Genomic DNA, 21,941 nt, shown 5'->3' with positions numbered 1-21,941 from the left:
GGGCAGCAGTGCCCGCGTGCCGGGGTGGGGTGGGGCGCCGCTCCTCACAGGTCCAGGACGACCCCCTCGGTGGGCTTGGAGCAGCAGATGAGGACGTTGCCGTCGGCGGGGGGCTCGACCGGTTCGGGAGCGTACTGCACCGCCCCGGACATGAGGGCGAGTTCGCAGGTGTGGCAGACACCGGTCCGGCACGACCATCTGACGGGGACGTCGCAGGCTTCGGCGAGTTCGAGCAGGGACTGCCGGGCATCGCTCCAGGGGACCTCGAGACCGCTGCGGGCGAAGGCGACCGGGGGACCGGTGCCCGCCCGCCCGGCGGGCCGGTGGGGTGCGGCTGTCGCCACGCCGTCGATCCCGGGGGTGAGGGACGGACCCGCGCCGAAGATCTCGGTATGGACGCGGGAGGCGTCGAGGCCCGCGCCGACGAGGGCGGTCGTGACGCTGTCCATGAAGGCCACGGGGCCGCACAGGTAGGCGTCGGCGTCGATGGGCAGTCCCAGGCCGGGAATACGGTCGCCCGACAGGTGGCCGATGTCCGTGTAGTCGACGTCCCGGCGGTCTTCGGCGGCCGGTTCGCTGTAGTAGATCCTCGACCGGGCCCGCGGAAGCACGCCGACCAGTTCCCGGCTCTCCCGGGCGAAGGGGTGCTCCGTGCCGTCATGGGCCCCGTGCAGCCACCACACCTGGCGGCTGGAGTGGTCGCGGGCGAGTGCGTGCAGCATCGCCAGCACGGGAGTGACGCCGACGCCGGCCGACAGCAGGACCACCGGATTGTCCCCGGCGGTCAGGCAGAAGGTACCGCGGGGCGCCGCGACGTCGAGGTGGTCGCCGGTGGACACGTGGTCGCGCAGGCGGTTGCCGGCCGCGCCGTGGATCTCGGCCTTCACACTGATCCGGTACGTTCCGGTGCCCGGCTCGCCGGACAGTGAGTAACTGCGGACCAGCGGCGGCGCGTTCCCCTCGAGCGGGACCTTGACCGTGACGAACTGCCCCGGCAGCGCCGTCGGCAGATCCGAACCGTCGGGGGCGGCCAGCGACAGGGAGAAAACGCTCCGGCTCTCGGGCCGGACGCGGGTGACGACCAGCGGGCGGAAGCCCGGCCAGGCCGGGCGCGGGGCGGTGGCCGCGGCATTCAGCCCGGCGCTGCCGGACGTTGCGGCGGCCTCGTCGTCCCCCTGGTCCAGCAGGGCCTTCATGGACGCCTGCCAGCCGGGGCTGAGCGCGGGGATCCGCAGGGCACGTTCGACCTGGCGGCGGGTGTGCCCGGGCAGGTAGAGCACCCGGTCGATCTCCTCGACGGTCATCGCCTCGGGTCCGGTGGAGACCTTGACGATCTCCTGCCCGGCTTCGACCTCGCCTTCCTCGAGCACGCGCAGGTAGAAGCCGGGCCGGTGGTGTGCCACCAGCAGTGCCGCCATCCGCGGCTCGCCCATCCGCAGGCCGACCCGGTAGCAGGTCACCCGCGGCTGGGTGACCTCGAAGAGCGCGTCGCCGATGCGGTAGCGGTCACCGATGCAGACCTCGTTGTCCGGCAGGCCGTCGACGGTGAAATTCTCCCCGAACCGACCTGGCCGGAGATCGTCGCGGCCGAGTTCGCGAGCCCAGAAACGGTAGGAATCGGTCTGGTACACGAGCACTGCCCGCTGCTCGCCTCCGTGACCGCCCAGATCGCCCTGGCCGTCGCCGTCGATGTTCAGCCGCCGCACCATCCGCGGCCCGGACACGGGCCTCTTGTAGACGCCGGTGTGCACGGTCCTGCCGTGCCAGGGGACGTCCTTCGGCATCCCGACGCTCAAGGCTCTCAATGTGGCCACCCTGCCACCTCCCTTGCCGGGAGCCGCTCCGGGAACTTCACCGGAGAACACCTGCGGCCCCGCCCGGGCGCCCACTGGCCCCAGGCTCTCGCCCGCAGCGGCCGCCGAGCCCATGTCCTTCGAGGAGAGCCGTCACGACCACGTGGCCCGACGCCACGATGACGACGTGGCAGGCATCCCCACCGGCTGCACACCGGCCCCACGGGCAAGCGTATCCACGCGAACCGGCGCACCGCATCAGCGGGCGCACCGCATCACACGGACGAGGCACGACGCCTCCTCGTCGACGGCACCAGGGCCCGCACCCGCGGTCGGTCCGACGCGGGCCTTCGGCAGCCGGCCCACTGCAGGATCCCGAGCCGGCTCCGGCTCGTCGACTCCTCCCCGAGGCCGGTCTCCGGGAAGGCGCGCGAGGTGGAGCCGCGGAATCGGCACGCCACCGGCCCGGTCAGCGGCTGAACGGTGGAGCGGTGGGGCGCGGCCGATCCGGTCAGCACTCTGCCCGTGGTGCGGACAGGCCGTCAGGTGTCCCTCCCGGCTGACGGAGCGTTCGGACGCTTCCGCGCATGCACAGGCGCGGCCACCGGTCGAGGCCGTGCGCGCTCTCCTCGGCGCGGATCCGGCGCAGACCGGGCGTCAGTTCGGCCTCGGTCAGCGTGCGGAAGCCGAGGCGGGTGTAGTACGGGGCGTTCCACGGGACGTCGGCGAACGTGGTCAGCGTCAGGGCGGTCAGGCCCTCCGCACCGGCCCGTCGCGCGGCGTGGGAGATCAGGGACCGGCCCACGCCGCGGCGTGCGGCGCGCGGGTGGACGGAGACCTGCTCGACATGGAGCGCGGCGTCCACCGGCTCGGCGATCAGGTACGCGGCGGGCCGGCCCCGTGCGTCGGCCGCCACCCAGCAGTACCCCGCCCGACGGTGGTGCTCGAGGGCGTCCAGGGCGGGCGGTTCGTCCTCGGCGATCTCCGTCATGCCCAGGGCGCGGAAGGGGGCGCCGGCGGCCCGTTCGACGTCCTGGAGGGCGGGCAGCTCATCGGGGGTGGCGGGGCGGATGCGCATGTGCCGAGTATCGAACGGCGGCGGGGTGCGCGTCGCCGGTTTTCCGGTCGGGGCCGGTTCGCGGGCGGTGCGGTATTTCGGGCCGGGACTCAGGTGCGGGTGGCGTCCAGGGCGTCGGCCGGGGCGTTCACCGGCTGCGGGGTGCCGGTGAGGTCGAGCAGGAACAGCGGGACGCCGAGGCGGTCGGCGCTCTCCCGGGCGTCCGGGGCGTATCCGGCGAGGGAGAAGTACAGGCACCGGGCGGACTCCGCCATGGCGGTCAGCCACAGGCACTCCACGTCCCGCGGTGTCGCCCGGTGCGCGGACGGGTCGAGGAGGGCGACGATGCCCCGGCCGGCCAGCCCGATGCCGGACGGGGGACGCTGGTCGGCGCGGCGGATGTCCCCGTGGCCGAGCTTCCGCAGATACAGCACGGTGGCGGTGACCGCGTCGCGGGCGCTGTGGATCGGTACGGGAGGCAGGGCGGGGCGCGCGGCGGCGCCGGTCTCCCGGGGGCCGGGGGCGGGCGTGGCGTCCGGGTCGGTCAGCGGGATCCGCAGGAGCGTCCCGCACGGGCAGCCGAGTTCCGGCCGTGGCCACTCGCCGGGCCGTCCGCAGTGCCCGCAGCGCAGGGTGACCCAGTCGTCCTGCCAGACGCGGTGGACGACCGGTGTGGGGGCCGCGTTCCCGTCCAGCGGCAGGGCGACGGGCGCGCCGCACACACAGGGGTACGACGGCGCCGTGTAGCGGTGCGCGCCGCGGCAGGCCGGACAGCGCACGGACACGGACACGCTCTCGGGCATGACCCCGACCCCTTCCGTTCTGGACGGCTCGTCCTCGGACCGGCGTCCCCCATCGTCCTCCCGCGCGCCCGTCCTGTCCGGCGGTTGCCGCTTCCGGACGGCACTCGTGCCGTCCGGTGGCGCCGTCGTGCCGCTCTCTTGACGGCCTTCACCCGCCCTGCCTACATTCATTCCAGATAGCAGAAAGAATTTTCCGTAATACGGAAGAAGCGCACCGCGGGGCGCGACGGGAGTGCTGATCCGACAGCCGAAGCAGGAGTACTCCATGGCTCGAATGACCGCTGCCCGCGCGGCAGTCGAAATCCTCAAGCGCGAGGGCGTCACCGACGCGTTCGGTGTCCCCGGCGCGGCGATCAACCCCTTCTACGCGGCGCTCAAGGCATCCGGCGGCATCACCCACACCCTCGCCCGCCACGTCGAGGGCGCCTCGCACATGGCCGAGGGCTACACCCGCACCCGGCCGGGCAACATCGGGGTCTGCGTCGGGACCTCCGGCCCGGCCGGCACCGACATGATCACCGGCCTGTACTCCGCGACCGGCGACTCCGTTCCGATCCTGTGCGTCACCGGCCAGGCCCCGACCGCGGTGCTCCAAAAGGAGGACTTCCAGGCCGTCGACATCGCCGCCATCGCCAGGCCGGTCACCAAGATGGCGATGACCGTCCTGGAGGCCGCGCAGGTCCCCGGCGTCTTCCAGCAGGCCTTCCACCTCATGCGCTCCGGCCGGCCGGGCCCGGTCCTCATCGACCTGCCGATCGACGTGCAGCGGACGGAGATCGAGTTCGACCCCGGGACGTACGAGCCGCTCCCCGTCCACAAACCCGTCGCGAGCCGCGCCCAGATCGAGAAGGCGCTCGGCATGCTGAACGCCGCCGCGCGCCCCCTGATCGTCGCGGGCGGCGGCATCCTCAACGCCGACGCCGCCGAACTCCTCGTCCGGTTCGCCGAGTTGACCGGCACACCGGTCGTGCCGACCCTGATGGGCTGGGGCGTCCTCCCCGACGACCACGAACTGAACGCCGGCATGGTCGGCCTGCAGACCTCGCACCGCCACGGCAACGCGACCTTCCTGGAGTCCGACTTCGTCCTCGGCATCGGCAACCGCTGGGCCAACCGGCACACCGGCCGGCTCGACGTCTACACGGCCGGCCGGACCTTCGTCCACGTCGACATCGACCCCACCCAGATCGGCCGGATCTTCGCCCCCGACTACGGCATCGCCTCCGACGCGCGCGCCGCGCTGGAACTGTTCGTCGAGGTCGCGAGGGAACTCGGGGCCGAGGGAGGGCTGCCCGACCGTTCCGCGTGGGCGGCCGCGGCGCAGGAGAAGCGGGCCACCCTCCAGCGCCGCACGCACTTCGACGACGTCCCGATCAAGCCGCAGCGCGTCTACGAGGAGATGAACAGGGCCTTCGGCCCGGAGACGCGGTACGTCTCCACGATCGGCCTCGCGCAGATCGCGGGCGCCCAGATGCTGCACGTCCACCGGCCCCGGCACTGGATCAACTGCGGCCAGGCCGGCCCCCTCGGCTGGACCGTCCCGGCGGCGCTGGGCGTGGCCAGGGCCGATCCCGGCGCGCAGGTCGTCGCCCTGTCCGGCGACTACGACTTCCAGTTCATGCTCGAAGAGCTGGCCGTCGGGGCGCAGCACAGGATCCCCTACGTCCATGTGCTGCTCAACAACTCCTACCTGGGCCTCATCCGTCAGGCGCAGCGGGCGTTCGACATCGACTTCCAGGTCAACCTGGAGTTCGAGAACGTCAACGCGCCCGAACTGGGCGTCTACGGCGTCGACCACGTACGGGTCGCCGAGGGCCTCGGCTGCAAGGCGATCCGGGTGACCGCACCCGGCGAACTGGGCCCGGCACTGGAGGAGGCCAAGAAGCTCGCCGCGGAGTTCAGGGTCCCGGTGGTGGTCGAGGCGATTCTGGAACGCGTCACCGACATCTCCATGTCGACCACCAACGACATCAGCGACGTCACCGAGTTCGAGGAGATCGCGACGGAGCCGTGGCACGCCCCGACGTCGATCAGGACGCTGAAGGTCTGACGGGCGGCTCCCCGGCACGCGGGGCCCGCCGCCCCCCGTGCCGGCGGGCCCCGCGTACGGGGTAGGTGCCCGTCGGCGGGGGTGCTCGAAGCCTCCTGAGCCCGGTTCAGAGGTCGATCTGAGAGTGCCGTAGGAGGGCTACGTCTGCTGCCGTAGCGCCGGTGGACCGGGAGCGGCCGTACGCCCCCCACCCCCGCCCTCCCGCTCAGGCCTCGTGGTGCTCCGACAGGCCCGGCCAGTCGTCGGGGCCGCCGCCCTGCCACTCGATGAGGTCGGCCTCCTCGACGTCGGTGACATAGAGATCCGCCAGTCGCAGGATCTCGCCGACGTCGTCGACGTGCGAGGCGACGCCCAGCGTCTCGTCGCCCGAGGTGACCCGCCGCGAGCCGTCCAGGGCCGGCGCATGGACCACGATGTGCGGTTGCCCGGTGGGAGGTGCCATGCCCCCAGGCTCCTGCCCGCCGGGCGGATCCGCACCCCGGACGCCGGGAGGCGTTGGCCGTCCGGCGGCGCGAGGCCGGGCGCGACGGTGTGTTCGCGCCGCCGGACGGGGTCGGTGGGCCGGGCCGGGGACCGCGGCGGGTGCGACGGCGCCGGGTGCCCCTCCGCTCAGGTCGGAGGAGGTGCCCCGGCGGCCCTCACCACCGCACTGGCGCGCACGCCGCCGCGGCGCCCCGCCCCGCCCGCGGGGAAGACCCCGCGGGCCGCGCGTACGGCCTCGCCCCCGTCGGCGGCCGTACGCGGGTCGGACGGTCAGACCCGGGCGCCGGACAGCCGCTCCACCGCGCGCAGCAGCGCGGAGTGGTCCAGGCCGCCGTCGCCCTGCGCGCGCAGGCTCGCGACCAGTTGGGCGACCACCGCGCCGACGGGCAGGGCCGCCCCGACGGTGCGGGCGGCGTCGGTGACGATGCCCATGTCCTTGTGGTGCAGATCGATGCGGAAGCCGGGCGTGAAGTCACGGGCGAGGAAGTTGTCCTTCTTGCGGGTCAGCACGGTGGAGCCCGCGAGGCCGCCGCTCAGGACGTCCAGCGCGGCCGCCAGGTCCACGCCGGACTTCTCCAGGAAGACCACGGCCTCGGCGCACGCCTGGATGTTGACGGCGACGATCAGCTGGTTGGCGGCCTTCACGGTCTGACCGGAGCCGTGCGGTCCGCACCGCACGACCGTCCTGCCGAGTACGTCGAAGAGCGGCTTCGCCCGGTCGAAGTCGGCCTGCTCACCGCCGACCATGATGGACAGCACCGCCTCGACGGCGCCCGCCTCGCCGCCGGACACCGGGGCGTCGAGCACCCGGATGCCCTTGTCCCCCGCGGCGGCGGCCAGGTCGACCGAGGTCTGCGGGGTGATCGAGGACATGTCGATCAGCAGGGCGCCGGGCCGGGCGTTCTCCAGGATGCCCTCGGCTCCGTAGGCGACCGCCTCCACCTGGGGGGAGGCGGGCACCATGGTGATGATCACGTCCGCGTCGCGGACCGCCTCGGCGACGGAGGAGGCGGCGGTGCCGCCCGCGGCGGCCAACCGGTCCAGCTTCTCCTGCTCCAGGGTGTGACCGGTGACGTCGTAGCCCGCCTTGATCAGGTTCTCGGACATGGGGGAGCCCATGATGCCGAGGCCGATCCAGGCGACCGCGGGAAGTCCGGTGCTCATGTGGGGTGCCTCTCTCTCACTCTGCGGTGACTGCGGGCGTCCACTGCTCAGCGGGCCGGGCGGGCCTCGGCCGGCAGCCAGTCGAAGGCCTCGGCGCTCGGCCGGTCGCCGGGCTTGTACTCCAGGCCGACCCAGCCCGCGTAGCCCGCCTTCCGCAGCCGTCCGAGGAGGTCCGCCAGCGGGAGCGATCCGGTGCCGGGGGCGCCGCGGCCGGGGTCGTCGGCGATCTGTACATGGCCGGTCCGCGCGGCGTACCGCTCGATCACCGCGGGCAGGTCCTCACCGTTCCTGGACAGGTGGTACAGGTCCATCAGGAACCGGGCGTTGCCCAGCCCCGTGGCCGCGTTCACCGCGTCGACGACCCGCACCGCCGCCGGCGCCGACACCAGCGGGTACCGCGGCGACTCGGGCCGGTTCAGCGCCTCGACCAGCAGGATCGCGCCGATCCGGTGGGCCGCGCGGGCGGCGAGGGCGAGGTTCTCCAGGGCGAGCGCGTCCTGCTCGGCGGGATCCACGCCGTCGACGCGGTTGCCGTACAGCGCGTTGAGGGCCGGGCAGCCGAGGGACTCGGCGAAGTCCGCGGCGACCTCGACGTTGGCGCGGAACCGCTCCGACTCCTCGCCCGGGATCGACAGGGCGCCCCGGTCCGGGCCGGGGAGCTGCCCGGCGTAGAAGTTCAGGCCGGTGAGCCGGACGCCCGCGTCCTCGACCGCCTTCCGCAGACCGTCCAGTGCGGACTGCCCGGGGGTGGGCGAGTCGGCCCAGGGCCACCACAGCTCGACCGCGGTGAAGCCGGCCGCGGCGGCGGCCGCGGGGCGCTCCAGGAGCGGGAGTTCGGTGAAGAGGATCGACAGGTTGACGTCGAAGCGCTGCTCTGCGGCGGCACTCCACTCGGCACCCGGCATCAGGACCACCTCACTTTCCGTATGGTGGAAAGCTGTTTCTGCTTAACGGAAGACTGCCTGTGAAGTCGGCGGGCTGTCAAGGGGGACCGCAGGCGAGGGTGCGCGGCAAGGGTGCTCACACCACGGTGACCGCGGCCTTGCCGCGGGCGTGGCCCTGCTCCGCATGGCGTACGCCCTCGGCCGTGTCGGCCAGGGAGTGGGTGTGCTCGTCCGCGGGAGTGAGCTCGTCGGCTTCGATGAGCTCGGTGACGGTGAGCAGGTCCTCCCGGCCACCTGGGCCGGGGTGGCCGGGAGGCTCACGTGGAGCTGCTGCCGGACGAGCCCCGGCCGCCGGACGCATCAGGGCCGTTGGGCCCCCCTCCCGGGCCCCGGTGTGGACTGTTCGGCCCTGTCCGAACCCGGTACCCCGGAAAGGATCATGTGGCAGCGGCCGGGAGGCGTCGCGTCCACCCCGGTCGACCCGGCCCCTCCCGGCTCGACGACGCGTACGGACATGAGCGGAAGGGCAGGGCGCCGACGGTGGACGAGGGGCAGATACGAGAGACGCGGGGGGTGGGGACCGCGGAGGGGCACGCCGTGGCTTCCGGCACGGGGGCGCCCGGGCATCCCCGGGAGATCGGGCCCGGGACGGCACGTCCGTCGTGGGTGGAGTGGCTGACGACCACCGACCACAAGAAGATCGGGACGCTCTACCTGATCTCCGCGTTCGTGTTCTTCGTCGTCGGCGGTGTGCTGGCACTGCTGATGCGGGCGGAGCTGGCCCGCCCCGGACTGCAGATCATGTCGAACGAGCAGTTCAACCAGGCGTTCACGATGCACGGTTCGATCATGCTGCTGATGTTCGCGATGCCGCTGTTCACCGGGTTCGCGAACTGGATCATGCCGCTGCAGATCGGCGCGCCGGACGTGGCCTTCCCCCGGCTGAACATGCTCGCCTACTGGCTGTTCTTCTTCGGTTCCTCGATCGCGGCGAGCGGCTTCCTCACCCCGGACGGCGCCGCCGGCTTCGGCTGGTTCCTGTACGCCCCGCTCTCCGACGCCGTCTACTCGCCGGGCGTGGGAGCCGACCTGTGGATCATGGGCGTGGCGTTGTCCGGCTTCGGGTCGATCCTGGGCGCGGTCAACTTCATCACCACGATCCTCTGCATGCGCGCGCCGGGCATGACCATGTTCCGCCTGCCGATCTTCACCTGGAACGTGCTCCTCACCAGCGTGCTGGTCCTCATGGTGTTCCCGGTGCTGGCGGCGGCACTGTTCGCCCTGGAGTACGACCGCGGGTTCGGCGGCCACATCTTCGACGCGGCGAACGGCGGGGCGCTGCTGTGGCAGCACCTGTTCTGGTTCTTCGGCCACCCCGAGGTCTACATCCTGGCCCTGCCGTTCTTCGGCATCGTCTCCGAGGTGATCCCGGTCTTCTCCCGCAAGCCGATGTTCGGCTACATGGGGCTGATCGGCGCGACGATCGCCATCGCGGGTCTGTCGCTGACCGTCTGGGCGCACCACATGTACACCACGGGCGGGGTGCTGCTGCCGTTCTTCTCCTTCATGACCTTCCTGATCGCCATTCCCACCGGGGTGAAGTTCTTCAACTGGATCGGCACCATGTGGAAGGGCAGTCTGTCGTTCGAGACGCCCATGCTCTGGACCGTGGGCTTCCTCGTCACGTTCCTCTTCGGCGGGCTGACCGGAGTCATCCTGGCCTCGCCGCCGCTGGACTTCCACCTCACCGACTCGTACTTCGTCGTCGCGCACTTCCACTACACGGTCTTCGGTACGGTCGTGTACGCGATGTTCGCCGGATTCCACTTCTGGTGGCCGAAGTTCACCGGCAAGGTGCTCGACGAACGCCTCGGGAAGATCACCTTCTGGACGCTCACGGCGGGTTTCCACCTCACCTTCCTGGTCCAGCACTGGCTGGGCGCCGAGGGCATGCCCCGCCGCTACTCGGACTACCTGGCGGCCGACGGCTTCACCGCCCTCAACACCCTGTCGTCGATCGGGTCGTTCCTGCTCGGCATGTCGATCCTGCCCTTCTTCTACAACGTGTGGAAGACGGCCAAGTACGGCAAGAAGGTCGAGGTCGACGATCCCTGGGGCTACGGCCGCTCCCTGGAGTGGGCCACCTCCTGCCCGCCCCCGCGCCACAACTTCACCTCCCTGCCCCGCATCCGGTCCGAATCCCCGGCCTTCGACGTGCACCATCCGGAGATCGCCGCCCTGGAGACGGTGGGCTGAGCCGTGTCCCATCCAGTCCTGGCCCTCGGCGCCGCGGCGGTGACCACGGCCGGCTCCGTCTGGTACCTGCCGGCCCTCGTCGACCTGCGCGCGGGGGCCGACCGGCCCGCGTCCCGGCGTGCCGAGGCGGTGGCCTGCCTCAGCGGCTGGAGCACGGCAGCCGTCGTCGCCGTACTCCTGCTCGTGACCGGGGGCTGGTGGCCGCCCTGTGCGGCGGCCCTGACGGGGGCGACCGTCACGACCGGCCTCTGGGGACGTGCCGCCGTCCACCGCCGGCGCAGCACACGCGAAGAGGCCCGCCTCTGGGCGCAGTTGCACCGCCCCCACCCCACCCGCACACCGGAGGAGTGAACGACAGGACCCCCCGAGGCGATGACCTCGCGTCCACCTCACGGGCCACGGCGGTCGGTACGGCCGCGGGGGATTCCGCCAAGGTCGTGCCGGAGCGGTCGGGGCACACCGGCGCCGCGACGCCCCCGAACGTCCACAGCCACCTCTTCCCCGGCCCGGAGCAACGGACCGATCACCGTGCAGACCCCGTCGGCACGCCGCGCGGGTGTCCCGGCCGGTGGGTCCAAGAAGTCAAGGAGTTCGGGCAGGACCGCTTTCCATAGGTGATTCATAGACGCTTCCCGGATGCTGTTCCGGTACTGACCGATCGGATCCGTGTCGACGAGGGAGGCGGTTATGAGCGGGAGGATGCCCCATGAGGGGGACGACCGCGACAGCGAGCAGCTGCCGGCGGAACTGGAGGAGGAGATCACGTCCTGGTTGGAACAAGGAGGGATGAACCTGATGACGGTCCTGAACGGCCAGAGCGTGTCCGACGAGGCGACCGCCCGGGACACGATCTGGGATCTCGTGCAGCAGGACGGCTTCGGGGGAACCGAGCCGGCCGGCCCGTCCTCGGAACTGCTCGACCGGTGGGACCTCGACTCCGACATCCGGTGGAGCGATCTGGTGGCCAGCTACATCGACTCCCTGAGCTGTTCGCTGCTCCCGCGCAGCAGTGAGGAGGGCTCCCCGATGTCGTTCCGCCTCGACGAGGGGCACGCGGGAGGTTGCGGCTGACCGTGTTCCGTCAGCAGATGACCGGTCGTCGCCCGCCGTCCGGCGTGCCGGGTGAAGCCGGTCCCCCGCGGCTCTGCTCGCGGGCGAAGAGGCGGACCAGCGGCGTGAGGCGGTAGCGGTGCGGGGCCGGACCGGACACCTCCAGCAGGCGGGCGGCGGCCAGCGTCTCCAGAGCGTCCTCGGCGTCCTCCTCCAGGCAGCTGAGGGCGTTCGCCGCCTCCTGCGAGTCGAAGACGTCGGGGCAGCCGGACGCCAGGACACCCAAGGCCGTGCGCACCGGTCCGGTCACCCGCCGGTGACCGGAGGACAGCGCCGCCCGGATGTCCAGGTCGCCCTCCCGCAGTTCGTCGAGCCTGCGTTCCTCCGGTTCGAGCCGGGCCGCCGCCGCCGCGAGTCGTCGGCGCGGGTGCGCAGCCAGCCGGGCCGCCACGATCCGCAGGGCGAGCGGCAGCCGGTCGCACAGTTCGACGATGCGGGCGGCCGCGTCGGGCTCGTCCCCGGTCCGTTCGGGCCCCACGATCGCGCTCAGCATCCGGTGGCCCTCCCTGGCGCTCATCGGGCCGAGGGGGACCGGACGCACTCCCGGCAGGGTGGTGAAGGAGTCCCGGCCGGTGATCAGCGTGCGGCAGCCGTCCGTGCCGGGCAGCAGCGGGCGGACCTGGCGGTCGTCCACGGCGTTGTCCAGGAGCACCAGCATCCGGCGGTCGGCGAGCAGGCTGCGGTAGAGCTGGCCGCGCTCCTCCGTAGACGCCGGAAGTTCGTGCTCCGCGACGCCCATGGCCCGGAGGAACCAGCCGAGTACCTCGCCGGGGGAGCGGGGGCGTCCGGACCCTCCGGACAGGTCGGCATGAAGCTGCCCGTCCGGGAAGCTCTGCCGTGCCCGGTGCGCCGCGTGCACGGCCAGGGCCGATGTGCCGGTACCCGCGGCGCCCGTCACCACGAGGGGGGAGGGCCCTGCTCGGCGCAGGTCGGCCATGAGGGCGGCCAGTTCCCGGCGGCGACCGGAGAAGTCCGCGACGTCGGCGGGCAGCATCGCGGGCACGACACCGTTCCAGGCGCCGCGGTCGCGCGCCCGCGCCCGTGCCACCGCGGAGCGGGGCCCACCGTCCGGCAGGGCGAGCGCCGTGCCGGAGAGCTCCGCTTCCCCGCGCGCGACGGACCGCGCGAGCGTGCCCGTCAGCACGGCCTGCCGGATGTCACGCAGGGCCCGGCCCGGGTCCACCCCCAGCTCGTCACGGAGCATCCGTCGGCCGCGCTCGTACACCGCGAGGGCCTCCGCCTGCCGGCCGCACCGGTGCAGAGCGGTCATGAGCTGGCCGAGCAGCCGCTCGCGCAGGGGGTTCTCCATCACGAGCCGCATCAGCTGCGGAACCGCCGCGTCGTGGCCTCCCAGGGCCAGTTCGGCTTCGATCCGGTCTTCCCGCGTGGAGAGGAGGGCCTCGTCCAGCAAGGGCCGCTGGCGTTCCCTGAGGTGGACGGTGACATCGGAGAGGACCGGCCCGCGCCGTAACGCGAGCGCCTGCCCGAGACGGTCGGCGGCCGCGGTGTAGCGGCCCGCCGTCAGGTCCGCGCGACCGCGGTCCACCAGGCTCTCGAAAACCGTCCAGTCGAAGAAGGCGCCCCGTGTGTCCAGTCGGTAGGCGTGGGCGTGCCGCTCCAGGTGGATGTCGGTACCCAGGCACTTCCTGAGCCGGGAGACGTAGGTGTAGAGCTGGGCCGTCGCCGTGGCGGGCGGTTCGCACCCCCACAGCAGGGCCTTGAGCCGGTCGTCGGAGAGCGGCCGGCCCCCGGCGAGCAGCATCGCCGCGAGAACCGTGCGCTGCTTCGCTCCGCCGAGGGTGACCGCCCGTCCGCCGGCCTCGGCCTCGACCGACCCGAGTACGCGGAACACGGACGGCTCGAGGCCGTTCACACCCGCCGGTCTTCGTCCTCGCGGCCCGGCGGCCGGGCGCGGTTGCGTGGCGGGCGGCCGGACGCGGCCCGTTCCCGCGGATCCGGGTCGGACGAAGTCGCGCACGGTGTCGCTGTACCCCGGCATGTTCGGTCTCCAGAAGGTGGTTCAGCCCCTGCGGTGGGCCACGAAGTCGCAGAGCGAGCCGAGGACCCAGCGTGCAGGGGTCGGCGGCAGGGCTGCGAGGGCGGTACGGGCCAGGGCCAGGCGATCGTCCATCATGGCCTCGGCCGTGGCGAGCGCGGGGGAGTCCCGCAGGAGTTCCAACGCCCGGCGGTGCGGGTGCGTCCCGGCGGCCGGCCCGGCGGCGAGCAGGGCACGCAGCTCACCGTCGCCCGGTTCGTCGTCGAACAGGGCGAGCAGCACAGGGAGACTGAGCACCCCGGCCTCCACGTCCTTTCCCGGTTCCTTGCCCGATGAGGAGGCGGGTGCCTCGATGTCGAGGAGGTCGTCGGATATCTGGAAGGCGAGGCCCAGTTGCTCGCCGTACTCGGCGAGAGCGTCGACGTACGCGGCGGACGCGCCCGCCTGCAGGGCACCGAGTCGCAGCGACAGGGCGATCAGGGACGCGGACTTGCCGGCCGTCACCTGGAAGTAGTGGTCCAGGGGAGCGGTCCCGGAATCCGGGCCGAGCAGCTCCAGCATCTGGCCCTGCACCAGCCGGTCGGCGGTCACCGCGTTCATCCGCACCGCGTGCGGCCCGAGTGCGCAGGCCAGCTGGGCGGCCTGGGCGAGGAGCCAGTCCCCGGCGAACACCGCGCGGCGGTTCCCCCAGCGGGCGTTGGCGCTGGCCGCCCCGTGCCGGGTGTCGGCGTTGTCGATGACGTCGTCGTGGTAGAGGGAGGAAACATGGACGAGTTCGGCCAGGACGGCCGCGTCGACGGCCCCCTCGCTCTCCGCATCCCCGAACTCCGCACCCAGCAGGACCAGAAGGGGCCGCAGCCGCTTTCCGCCGGTGGCCACGAGATGCCCGACGAGCGGGGCGACACGGGGGTCGGCGGTACGGGCGGTGCGCTCCCGGAGGTGCTGTTCGACGCTTCGCAGACGCTCGGCCAGCCGGTCCCGCAGTGCCGGGTCGTCGATGGCCAGTCCGGACACGAGGGAACGGTGCTCCGGGGCGCTCAACAGGTTCATCCGGGCTCCTGATGAAGAAGATGAGGCACGGGATCTCCCGGCCGGACACTGCGGACGGCCGCCGCGCGGGGCAGGCTCCGGACAGCCGGATGCCCTTCCGCTGCCGCGGCAGGGCCGGAGGGCGGGCGCGGCGGGCCAGAGGAGTGGAGAGCGTCCGCGACGGGTCGCGCTGCGGACGCCAGGGGTGCCGCACCGGATCGCGCTGCGTACATCAGGACTGTCACACCGGGCCCGGACCGCGGGCAACGGCCCTGGCAGGTTCTTGCCGCATTGGCGGCTCGTCGTCGTCGGGCGGCGGAACAGGCGGCCAGACTGCGGGGAGAACCGGCGACCCCCATGTACTGGCCCCGGTATCCCCCCCCAGCCGAGGAAGCACGAAGGAGCACCATGTTCGGACGGATAGGGCGGTTCGCCGTCCACCGGCCCTGGCTGACGATCGTCGCCTGGCTCGTCGCGACCGTCGCCGCGGTCGCGCTGGCGCCGCAGCTGAAGAGCACCAACGACCAGGCGGACTTCCTGCCGTCCCACTACGAGTCGGTGCGTGTCACGGAGCTGCAGCAGCGCGCGTTCCCGACGGCGGAGCAGCCCTCCGCCATCGCGGTGTTCCAACGCGCCGACGGGGGCAAGCTCTCTCCGGCCGACCTGGCGGAGGTGACCCGGATCGCCGGGGCCCTGCAGGCGGAGGGCTACGCCAAGGTGAAGTCGGTCCTCGCGAGCCCCGAGGCGGTCTCGCCCAACGGCAAGGTGGCGCTGGCGAGTGTCTTCGCCACGACGGAGAACCACTACGACCAGAAGCTCTTCGAGTCGGTGAAGCAGCTCCGGGCGGACGCCAAGCCGCTGCTCGCGAAGAGCGGCCTGAGCATGGGGGTGACCGGGCCGACCGCCAGCGGGCTGGACAACCTCGAGTCCTCCGGCAACACCGATGCGATGATCATGCTGGCGACCCTGGTGCTGATCGTGGTGCTGCTGCTGTTGATCTTCCGCAGTCCGCTCATCGCGCTGCTGCCGGTGCTGCTGATTCTTCTGGTGTTCGTGGTGGCCACCGGGCTGATCGCCACCGCCGCCGAACTCGGCGGGCTCCAGGCCGACAACTCGGTCTCCGCCATCCTCATCGTGGTGCTGTTCGGCGTCGGCACCGACTACATCCTGTTCCTGCTCTTCCGGTACCGCGAGCAGTTGCGGGAGGGGCAGGAAGCCAAGGAGGCCATGATCGACGCGGTGACCCGGGTCGGCGAGACCATCGCCTCCGCGGCCGGCGCGGTCATCGTCGCCTTCCTCGCCCTGGTGCTCTCCACCATGGGCATGCTGCGCGCCATGGGTCCGTCGCTGGCCATCGCCGTGGCCGTCACCCTGCTGGCCTCCCTCACTCTCGTACCCGCCGTCTTCTCGCTGCTGGGCACCAAAGCGTTCTGGCCGTCCAAGGCGTGGAAGAAGCAGCCCAGGAACGCCCTCGCCGGCCGGCTCGGCACCCTCGTCTCCCGGCGGCCCCGCCTCCTCGCGGGTCTCTCCGGCGGCCTGCTGGCCGTCATGAGCGTGGCCGCGTTCGGCTTCAGCGCCGAGTTCGACAGCGAGAGCTCGCTGCCGCAGAACCTGGAGTCCGTCCAGGCGTCCAAGGACCTCAGGAACGGCTTCTCCGCCGGGCAGACCGACCCCTCCCTGGTGCTCGTCGCCTCCAAGGACGGCTCCCGGCTCGACCCGGCCGACCTGGAGACGTTCCGCGAACAGCTCTCCGGGGTCGAGGGCGTCGGAGACGTCTCCCCGGCCATGCTCGGCACCGCCGGGGACGCGGCGCAGTTCAGCGTGGTCCTGGACTTCCGCCCCGCCGAGGAGGCGGCCATCGACCTGGTCTCCGGAGACCTGCGCGACACCGCGCACCGGGTGGCGCCCGAGGGCACCGAGGCGCTCGTCGGCGGCACCAGCGCGGTCCTCGCGGACATCCGCACCGCCGTGGAGCACGACTACTCGCTGGTCTTCCCGATCGCCGGCATCGCCATCATGGTGATTCTCGGACTCCTGCTGCGCAGCGCCGTCGCGCCCTGGTACCTGATCGTGGCCGTGGGCCTCGGGTTCGGTGCCACCCTCGGCTCGACCGTCCTGGTCTTCCAGCAGATCAAGGGCGAGAACGGGCTGATGTTCGCGCTGCCCGTGTTCGTCTACCTCTTCGTGGTGGCGATCGGTACCGACTACAACATCCTCATGGTGGCCCGCCTCCGCGAGGAGATCGCCCGGGGCAGGACCCAGCAGGAGGCCGTCCGGCTCGCCGTGACCCACTCGGCGCCCACCATCGGGGCCGCCGCCGTCATCCTGGCCGGCACCTTCGGCGTGCTGATGCTGGCCGCCAACAGCATGCTCCAGCAGCTGGGCTTCGCGGTGTCGTTCGGCATCCTGATCGCCGCCTTCGTGATGGCGCTCGTCCTGGTACCGGCGGTCACCTCGCTGCTCGGTGAACGGGCCTGGTGGCCGGGTCGCGACCGTCGGGAACCGGCGGAGAGCGACGAGGCCGTGCCGACGTCGGCACCCGAGCCGGCCACGACGTGACCTCCTCACGTTGACCGCGTTCGTCGTCGTCCTGACCGCTGTGGGCACCATCGCCCTCGGTCTGGTGATACTCGGTTTCGGGGCGCGCAGACTGCTCGGTCTGCGGATCGGCGTGCTGCGTTCCCTGCTCACCGGATGCACCGGGCTGCTCACCATCGGACTGGTGAGTTCCGCGATGGGGCCCGCCGCGGCGGGCCCCGTGCTGGGGACCGTCCAGGTGGGCTGCGCCCTGCTGGCCGCCATGATCTTCCTGGCCCTGTCCGAGGCGGTGGTGCCCAGCGGGTCGGTCGGCGGCATCGTCCGCTGGCCCCGCTCGGTGAAGCGCCGGGTGGCGCGCACCCAGCGCTTCACCGAGCTCAGCAGGATCGCCCTCCGGCACGGGCTGGGCCGCCTCCCGCGGCTGTCCGGCCTGACCCGCCCGGCGACGGGCGCCACCCGGACGGAGCACGCCCGTGCCCTGCGGATGGCCCTGGAGGAGGCGGGCACCACCTTCGTCAAACTCGGCCAGATGCTCTCCACCCGCTACGACCTGCTGCCCGCCGAGTTCATCGACGAACTGAGCCTGCTCCAGTGCTCGGCGGCCGCCGAGCACTGGGACGACATCGAACAGGCGCTCACCGAGGACCTCGGAGCCCCACCGGGCGAGGTGTTCGCCGAGTTCGACACCGTGCCGCTGGCGGCCGGCTCCGTCGCCCAGGTGCACCGGGCGAGGCTGCGGGACGGCCGGGCGGTCGCCGTCAAGGTGCAGCGCCCCCGGGCCCGCCAGGTGGTGGAACGCGACCTGGACATCCTTCTGTGGCTCGCCCGGAGGGCCGACGAACGCACCGCGTGGGGCCGTTCCGTCGGAGTCACCGGACTGGCCCGGGGCTTCGCCGCCTCCCTCCGGGAGGAACTCGACTTCCGCACCGAGGCCCGCAACACCCGGGAGGTCGCCGCCGCACGGGGGGCCGATGCGGGACAGCACCCGTCGGAAGATCCGGCCCCGCGCCCGGCAGTGAAGATCCCCGCCGTCCACGACGGTCTGACCACCGCCCGCGTGCTGGTGGTGGAGTGGCTGGACGGGAAGACGCTCGACAGGGCCGCCGAGTACGCCGACGCCCGCGGACTCGACCGGACGGTGCTCGCCGGAGCCCTGTTGGACTGTGTTCTCGCGCAGATCATGTCGGACGGCGTCTTCCACGCCGATCCGCACCCGGGCAACATCATGCTGCTGGACGACGGACGACCGGGACTGCTGGACTTCGGCTGCGCCGGTCGTATCGACCGGGTGCTGCGTTCGGCGCTGCGCGACCTGCTGGTCGCGATCCACCGCAACGACCAGCAGGCCCTCTGCGACGCGCTGCTGGAGCTGGTGGAGCACCGGCCGGAACCGGCCGACGAGAACCGGCTGGCCCGTGACCTGGGCCGGTTCATGGCCCGGCACCTGCTTCCGGGGAGCCGGCCGGACCGGGACATGTTCGCCGCGCTGTTCCTGCTGGTGACCAAGTACGGACTCGTCGTGCCCGGCGAGATCGCAGCCGTGTTCCGTTCCCTGTCGACGCTGGAGGCGTCCCTCGGCCGGCTGGTCCCCGACTACGACATCATCGCCGAGGCCCGCCGGTTCGCGACCTCCCAGGCCCGGCGGAAGCTGGCCCCGGGGAGCCTCGGACGGGCGGCCGCGGACGAGATGCTCACGCTGCTGCCGGTCCTGCGCCGGCTGCCGCGCCGGGTGGACCGCATCACGGAGATCCTGGAGCAGGGACGGCTGAACGTGAACGTCCGGGTGCTGGCCGACGAACGTGACCGGGACTTCGTCCGTGGCATCGTCCACGACGTACTGCTGGCCTTCAGCGGCGGTGCGGCCGGGGTGGTCGGGGTGATGCTGCTGCGGACGCCCGGCGGGCCGGAGATCACCCCGTCGGTCGGACTGTTCGAGGTGCTCGGGTGCAATATGCTCCTCGTCGCCTCGGTGCTGACGCTACGGGTGCTGTTCACGCTCTCCCGCGGCCGCCGCTGACCCGGGCCGTCCGGCGCCGACGGGCCCCGATACCGACGGGCCCCGGTTCAGGGCCGTGACGACGGCCGCCGCTCCCGCTACGAGCCCTGCGGGCTCGGTTCGAACCGGTACCGCCGGGACGCCGTCCCGGCGATGCCGGACAAGGAGCGGAACCCGCGGCAGATGTGTCATGTCCCGCGGGAGGTGTTCCCGGCCGGGTCGGAGCGGCACGTGGTCCACGAGGCGTCTGCCGAGCACCCCAAGCCCAGGGCGCCGGTTCCGGAAGGAACCGGCGCCCTGGGCCTTCACCCGCGCCCTCCTCGGCGCCGGCGCCGCCGAACCCGAACGGCCGCCCACGCGACTACGCCCGGCTGGGAGACCCCAGCCGGGCGTAGTCGCGTGAACTGCTCCGGCGAGCACGCGAACGAGCCCTCCGGCGTACGGGACGGCCGCCCTCAGCGGGCGGTCGCCGTGCTGTAGGCGCGGCCCGACAGCGGGACGACCACGGCGAGGATGACACCGATCAGGAGCAGCGACATCGCGATGGGGTGCTCGGCCGGCAGCCCCGTGCCGACGCCCACGGTGGGGTTGCCGAAGAGCTGCCGGCAGGCGGTGACCACCATGCTGACCGGGTTCCATTCGGCGACGACCCTCAGCCATGTCGGCAGCCCGTCGGGCGGGACGAACGCGTTGGACAGGAACACCAGCGGCATCATCGCCATGAACGCCAGGGCGTTGACCGATTCGGTGCTGCGCAGCGCCAGACCGAGCAGTGCGCCCAGCCACGACATGGCGAAGCCGAGCAGGAGCAGCAGCCCGAACGCCGCGAGGGCCTTGGGCAGTCCGTTGTGGATGCGCCAGCCGATGAGATAGCCGACACCGGCCATCAGGACGCAGGACCAGGCGGCGAGCGCCATGTCCGCCGTGGTACGGCCGATCAGTACCGCGGAGCGGGAGATCGGCAGTGAACGGAAGCGGTCCACCAGGCCGTTGCTCAGGTCCCCGACGACGCCCAGGGCCGTCTGGGAGATGTTGGCCATCATCACCTGGATGAAGATGCCCGCCATGATGTATTCCTGGTAGCTGCCGCCCTCCACCGTCATGGCGCTGCCGAACAGCATGCCGAAGATCAGCACGAAGGCGATCGGCATGATGGTGACGCTGATCAGCTGCTCGGGTATGCGGTAGATGTGCCGGAAGTGGCGGCCCACCAACGCCCGTACGTCACTCAGTGTCTCGGTCACGCCGAATCCCTCTCCTTGGCCGTCTGGCCGGTCAGCGTCATGAAAACATCGTCGAGCGAAGGGCGCCGAACGGCGAACTCCGCTATGTCGACGCCGAGTTCCTCGACCGCTGCTGCCGCGGCGGCGACACCGCCGATGCCGTTGGGCAACGGCACCGACACGGTGCGGCCGTCCTCGGCCACCGACGGGCTGGTCGCGAGCCGGGCACCGATCGCGGCCACCACCCGGGAGGTGTCCTCGGCGGCGACCGCGGCGACCTCGAGGCGCTCGTTGCCGACCTTCTGCTTCAGCTGGTCGGCGGTGCCGTCGGCGATCACCTTGCCGGAGTCGATCACCACGATGCGGTCGGCGAGCTGGTCGGCCTCCTCCAGGTACTGGGTGGTCAGCAGGACGGTGACGCCCTTGGCCACCTGCTCCCGGATCATCCCCCACAGCACGAGCCGGCTGCTGGGGTCGAGTCCGGTGGTCGGCTCGTCGAGAAAGAGGACCGGCGGGTCGACCATCAGGCTGGCCGCCAGGTCCAGTCGCCGACGCATGCCGCCGGAGTAGGTCCGTACCACCCGGTCGGCGGCCTCGGAGAGCTCGAACCGCTCCAGCAACTCGTCCGCCCTCCGGCGCGAGGGGCCCTTGCCCAGGTGGAGCAGAGTGCCGATGAGCCGCAGGTTCTCGCGGCCGGTGAGCCGTTCGTCGAGGGCCGCGTACTGGCCGGTGAGGCCGATCCGGCGGCGTACCTCCTTGGGCTGTCTGAGGGCGTCGAATCCGGCCACCGTCGCGCGGCCCTCCTCGGGCCGGAGCAGAGTGGCCAGGATACGGACGGTGGTGGTCTTGCCCGCACCGTTGGGGCCGAGCAGTCCGAGGACCGTTCCCTCGGGCACGGAGAGGGACACCCCGCTCAGTGCCTCGTGCCCCTTGTAACTCTTGCGGAGGCCTTCGGCCTCGATGGCGTTCGTCACGAGTTCACCTCGGTGGTTGACGGTGCCCTCCGGGCCGGTCCGTCCGGCTGCGGGACGTCGGTCCCGGGGGCGGCGGGGCGGCGGGGGCGGTGGCGCAGATGGAGACCGGCGAGCGCCAGCGAAACGCCCCAGACGAAGAACACGGGATACCAGTAGAAGTTCCAGGGCCCGAAGGAGGCGGCCACTTCCGCGCTCGGCTCGACCCTGCCCACGGCGACGAAGAACCGCAGGTAGCCGTAGCCGAGTCCCCACAGGGTGAGCCCGGTGCCGGCGGTCAGGGCCGCCCCGATGCGGAGCCACCGGGGGAAGAAGTCCCCCCAGGGCCGGAAGAGAGCGGTGGTCGCGAGGGCGGCGAGCGTGGCGGCCGCCCCCATGCCCCAGAAGGCGATCATGCGCTGCCAGGCCACGTCCGGCACCGACTCGGGGGTGTCGGGGTAGGCGAACATGATCCCCAGCCCCCACCACAGGTGCGGCAGGGCGTAGGCGAGCCCGGCGACCACAGCGCAGTACCCGACGGTCCGCTCCCACCGGGAGACCGGGACCGCGGACGCCGAGGTGGTCTCTGCTCGTGCCTTCGACATCAGA

Annotated in this window: 18 protein-coding genes; 6 read left to right on the top strand and 12 right to left on the bottom strand. The window is 72.2% G+C overall.

Going from position 1 to position 21,941, the window contains the following annotated elements; all coding sequences use genetic code 11:
• Window positions 1-44: 44 nt before the first annotated feature.
• The 3 genes from PYS65_RS07215 to PYS65_RS07205 all read right to left on the bottom strand — a co-directional run bounded on the left by PYS65_RS07215 (window position 45) and on the right by PYS65_RS07205 (window position 3,653).
• On the bottom strand, window positions 45-1,796 hold the full coding sequence (locus tag PYS65_RS07215; protein ID WP_341483672.1) for an MOSC domain-containing protein: 1,752 nt from the start codon (window positions 1,794-1,796) through the stop codon (window positions 45-47).
• Between the two features lie 508 nt (window positions 1,797-2,304).
• Window positions 2,305-2,871, bottom strand: a complete 567-nt coding sequence (locus tag PYS65_RS07210) for a GNAT family N-acetyltransferase (protein ID WP_279332961.1) — start codon at window positions 2,869-2,871, stop codon at window positions 2,305-2,307.
• Between the two features lie 89 nt (window positions 2,872-2,960).
• A complete protein-coding gene (locus PYS65_RS07205; protein ID WP_279332960.1) occupies window positions 2,961-3,653 on the bottom strand; it encodes a hypothetical protein in 693 nt (230 codons plus the stop codon).
• Window positions 3,654-3,918: 265 nt separating this feature from the next.
• Here PYS65_RS07205 and gcl point away from each other — a divergent pair, with 265 nt between their 5' ends.
• Window positions 3,919-5,703, top strand: a complete 1,785-nt coding sequence (gene gcl / locus PYS65_RS07200) for a glyoxylate carboligase (protein WP_279332959.1) — start codon at window positions 3,919-3,921, stop codon at window positions 5,701-5,703.
• A 205-nt stretch (window positions 5,704-5,908) separates the two neighbouring features.
• Here gcl and PYS65_RS07195 read toward each other — a convergent pair whose 3' ends face one another.
• The 4 genes from PYS65_RS07195 to PYS65_RS07180 form a co-directional block, all read right to left on the bottom strand.
• On the bottom strand, window positions 5,909-6,145 hold the full coding sequence (locus tag PYS65_RS07195; protein ID WP_279332958.1) for a hypothetical protein: 237 nt from the start codon (window positions 6,143-6,145) through the stop codon (window positions 5,909-5,911).
• 311 nt (window positions 6,146-6,456) lie between these two features.
• Entirely contained in the window at window positions 6,457-7,350 is an 894-nt protein-coding gene (locus PYS65_RS07190; RefSeq protein ID WP_279332957.1) for a 2-hydroxy-3-oxopropionate reductase, read from the bottom strand.
• Between the two features lie 47 nt (window positions 7,351-7,397).
• The gene (locus tag PYS65_RS07185) at window positions 7,398-8,255 is read right to left on the bottom strand and encodes a TIM barrel protein (protein WP_279332956.1); all 858 of its coding nucleotides are present in this window, start codon (window positions 8,253-8,255) and stop codon (window positions 7,398-7,400) included.
• A 115-nt stretch (window positions 8,256-8,370) separates the two neighbouring features.
• Window positions 8,371-8,595 carry a zinc-binding dehydrogenase gene (locus PYS65_RS07180; RefSeq protein ID WP_279332955.1) on the bottom strand — a complete coding sequence of 75 codons (225 nt, stop codon included), beginning with the start codon at window positions 8,593-8,595 and terminating at the stop codon, window positions 8,371-8,373.
• A 236-nt stretch (window positions 8,596-8,831) separates the two neighbouring features.
• Here PYS65_RS07180 and ctaD point away from each other — a divergent pair, with 236 nt between their 5' ends.
• From ctaD to PYS65_RS07165, 3 genes are all read left to right on the top strand, one after another.
• Window positions 8,832-10,490, top strand: coding sequence for an aa3-type cytochrome oxidase subunit I (gene ctaD, locus PYS65_RS07175; RefSeq protein ID WP_423836073.1), 1,659 nt, complete (start codon window positions 8,832-8,834; stop codon window positions 10,488-10,490).
• 3 nt (window positions 10,491-10,493) lie between these two features.
• Window positions 10,494-10,841: a hypothetical protein gene (locus tag PYS65_RS07170; protein WP_279332954.1), complete on the top strand. Its 348-nt coding sequence runs from the start codon at window positions 10,494-10,496 to the stop codon at window positions 10,839-10,841.
• A gap of 336 nt (window positions 10,842-11,177) precedes the next feature.
• The gene (locus tag PYS65_RS07165; RefSeq protein ID WP_279332953.1) at window positions 11,178-11,561 is read left to right on the top strand and encodes a DUF6269 family protein; all 384 of its coding nucleotides are present in this window, start codon (window positions 11,178-11,180) and stop codon (window positions 11,559-11,561) included.
• Window positions 11,562-11,571: 10 nt separating this feature from the next.
• Here the strand turns inward: PYS65_RS07165 and PYS65_RS07160 are convergent, their stop codons facing one another.
• Together PYS65_RS07160 and PYS65_RS07155 are read right to left on the bottom strand one after the other, a co-directional pair.
• Complete coding sequence (locus tag PYS65_RS07160; RefSeq protein ID WP_279332952.1) at window positions 11,572-13,473, bottom strand: AfsR/SARP family transcriptional regulator; 1,902 nt, start codon at window positions 13,471-13,473, stop codon at window positions 11,572-11,574.
• 147 nt (window positions 13,474-13,620) lie between these two features.
• Window positions 13,621-14,646, bottom strand: a complete 1,026-nt coding sequence (locus PYS65_RS07155) for a polyprenyl synthetase family protein (RefSeq protein WP_279332951.1) — start codon at window positions 14,644-14,646, stop codon at window positions 13,621-13,623.
• Window positions 14,647-15,033: 387 nt separating this feature from the next.
• Here PYS65_RS07155 and PYS65_RS07150 point away from each other — a divergent pair, with 387 nt between their 5' ends.
• On the top strand, window positions 15,034-17,184 hold the full coding sequence (locus tag PYS65_RS07150; protein WP_279332950.1) for an MMPL family transporter: 2,151 nt from the start codon (window positions 15,034-15,036) through the stop codon (window positions 17,182-17,184).
• A gap of 10 nt (window positions 17,185-17,194) precedes the next feature.
• The gene (locus PYS65_RS07145; RefSeq protein ID WP_279332949.1) at window positions 17,195-19,180 is read left to right on the top strand and encodes an ABC1 kinase family protein; all 1,986 of its coding nucleotides are present in this window, start codon (window positions 17,195-17,197) and stop codon (window positions 19,178-19,180) included.
• 434 nt (window positions 19,181-19,614) lie between these two features.
• Here PYS65_RS07145 and PYS65_RS07140 read toward each other — a convergent pair whose 3' ends face one another.
• Genes PYS65_RS07140 through PYS65_RS07130 form a run of 3 tightly spaced genes read right to left on the bottom strand, consistent with a single transcriptional unit; the run spans window position 19,615 to window position 21,937 of the window.
• On the bottom strand, window positions 19,615-20,403 hold the full coding sequence (locus PYS65_RS07140) for an ABC transporter permease (RefSeq protein ID WP_279332948.1): 789 nt from the start codon (window positions 20,401-20,403) through the stop codon (window positions 19,615-19,617).
• Window positions 20,400-21,356 carry an ATP-binding cassette domain-containing protein gene (locus tag PYS65_RS07135; protein WP_279332947.1) on the bottom strand — a complete coding sequence of 319 codons (957 nt, stop codon included), beginning with the start codon at window positions 21,354-21,356 and terminating at the stop codon, window positions 20,400-20,402. The genes PYS65_RS07140 and PYS65_RS07135 overlap by 4 nt, the downstream gene beginning before the upstream one ends.
• Entirely contained in the window at window positions 21,353-21,937 is a 585-nt protein-coding gene (locus PYS65_RS07130; RefSeq protein WP_279332946.1) for a DUF3995 domain-containing protein, read from the bottom strand. The genes PYS65_RS07135 and PYS65_RS07130 overlap by 4 nt, the downstream gene beginning before the upstream one ends.
• Window positions 21,938-21,941 lie beyond the last annotated feature (4 nt).

The organism is Streptomyces cathayae, assembly GCF_029760955.1.
Taxonomy (GTDB): Bacteria; Actinomycetota; Actinomycetes; order Streptomycetales; family Streptomycetaceae; genus Streptomyces; species Streptomyces cathayae.
The sequence above is the reverse complement of the archived record's forward strand: the minus strand, read 5'-3'. Positions and strand labels throughout refer to the sequence as shown.

Coding starts and splice junctions, on each gene's coding strand:
- PYS65_RS07210 (WP_279332961.1), bottom strand. CDS start 2,871: ATGCGCATCCGCCCCGCCACCCCCGATGAGCTGCCCGCCCTCCAGGAC.
- PYS65_RS07205 (WP_279332960.1), bottom strand. CDS start 3,653: ATGCCCGAGAGCGTGTCCGTGTCCGTGCGCTGTCCGGCCTGCCGCGGC.
- gcl (WP_279332959.1), top strand. CDS start 3,919: ATGGCTCGAATGACCGCTGCCCGCGCGGCAGTCGAAATCCTCAAGCGC.
- PYS65_RS07195 (WP_279332958.1), bottom strand. CDS start 6,145: ATGGCACCTCCCACCGGGCAACCGCACATCGTGGTCCATGCGCCGGCC.
- PYS65_RS07190 (WP_279332957.1), bottom strand. CDS start 7,350: ATGAGCACCGGACTTCCCGCGGTCGCCTGGATCGGCCTCGGCATCATG.
- PYS65_RS07185 (WP_279332956.1), bottom strand. CDS start 8,255: ATGCCGGGTGCCGAGTGGAGTGCCGCCGCAGAGCAGCGCTTCGACGTC.
- PYS65_RS07180 (WP_279332955.1), bottom strand. CDS start 8,595: ATGCGTCCGGCGGCCGGGGCTCGTCCGGCAGCAGCTCCACGTGAGCCT.
- PYS65_RS07165 (WP_279332953.1), top strand. CDS start 11,178: ATGAGCGGGAGGATGCCCCATGAGGGGGACGACCGCGACAGCGAGCAG.
- PYS65_RS07155 (WP_279332951.1), bottom strand. CDS start 14,646: ATGAACCTGTTGAGCGCCCCGGAGCACCGTTCCCTCGTGTCCGGACTG.
- PYS65_RS07150 (WP_279332950.1), top strand. CDS start 15,034: ATGTTCGGACGGATAGGGCGGTTCGCCGTCCACCGGCCCTGGCTGACG.
- PYS65_RS07130 (WP_279332946.1), bottom strand. CDS start 21,937: ATGTCGAAGGCACGAGCAGAGACCACCTCGGCGTCCGCGGTCCCGGTC.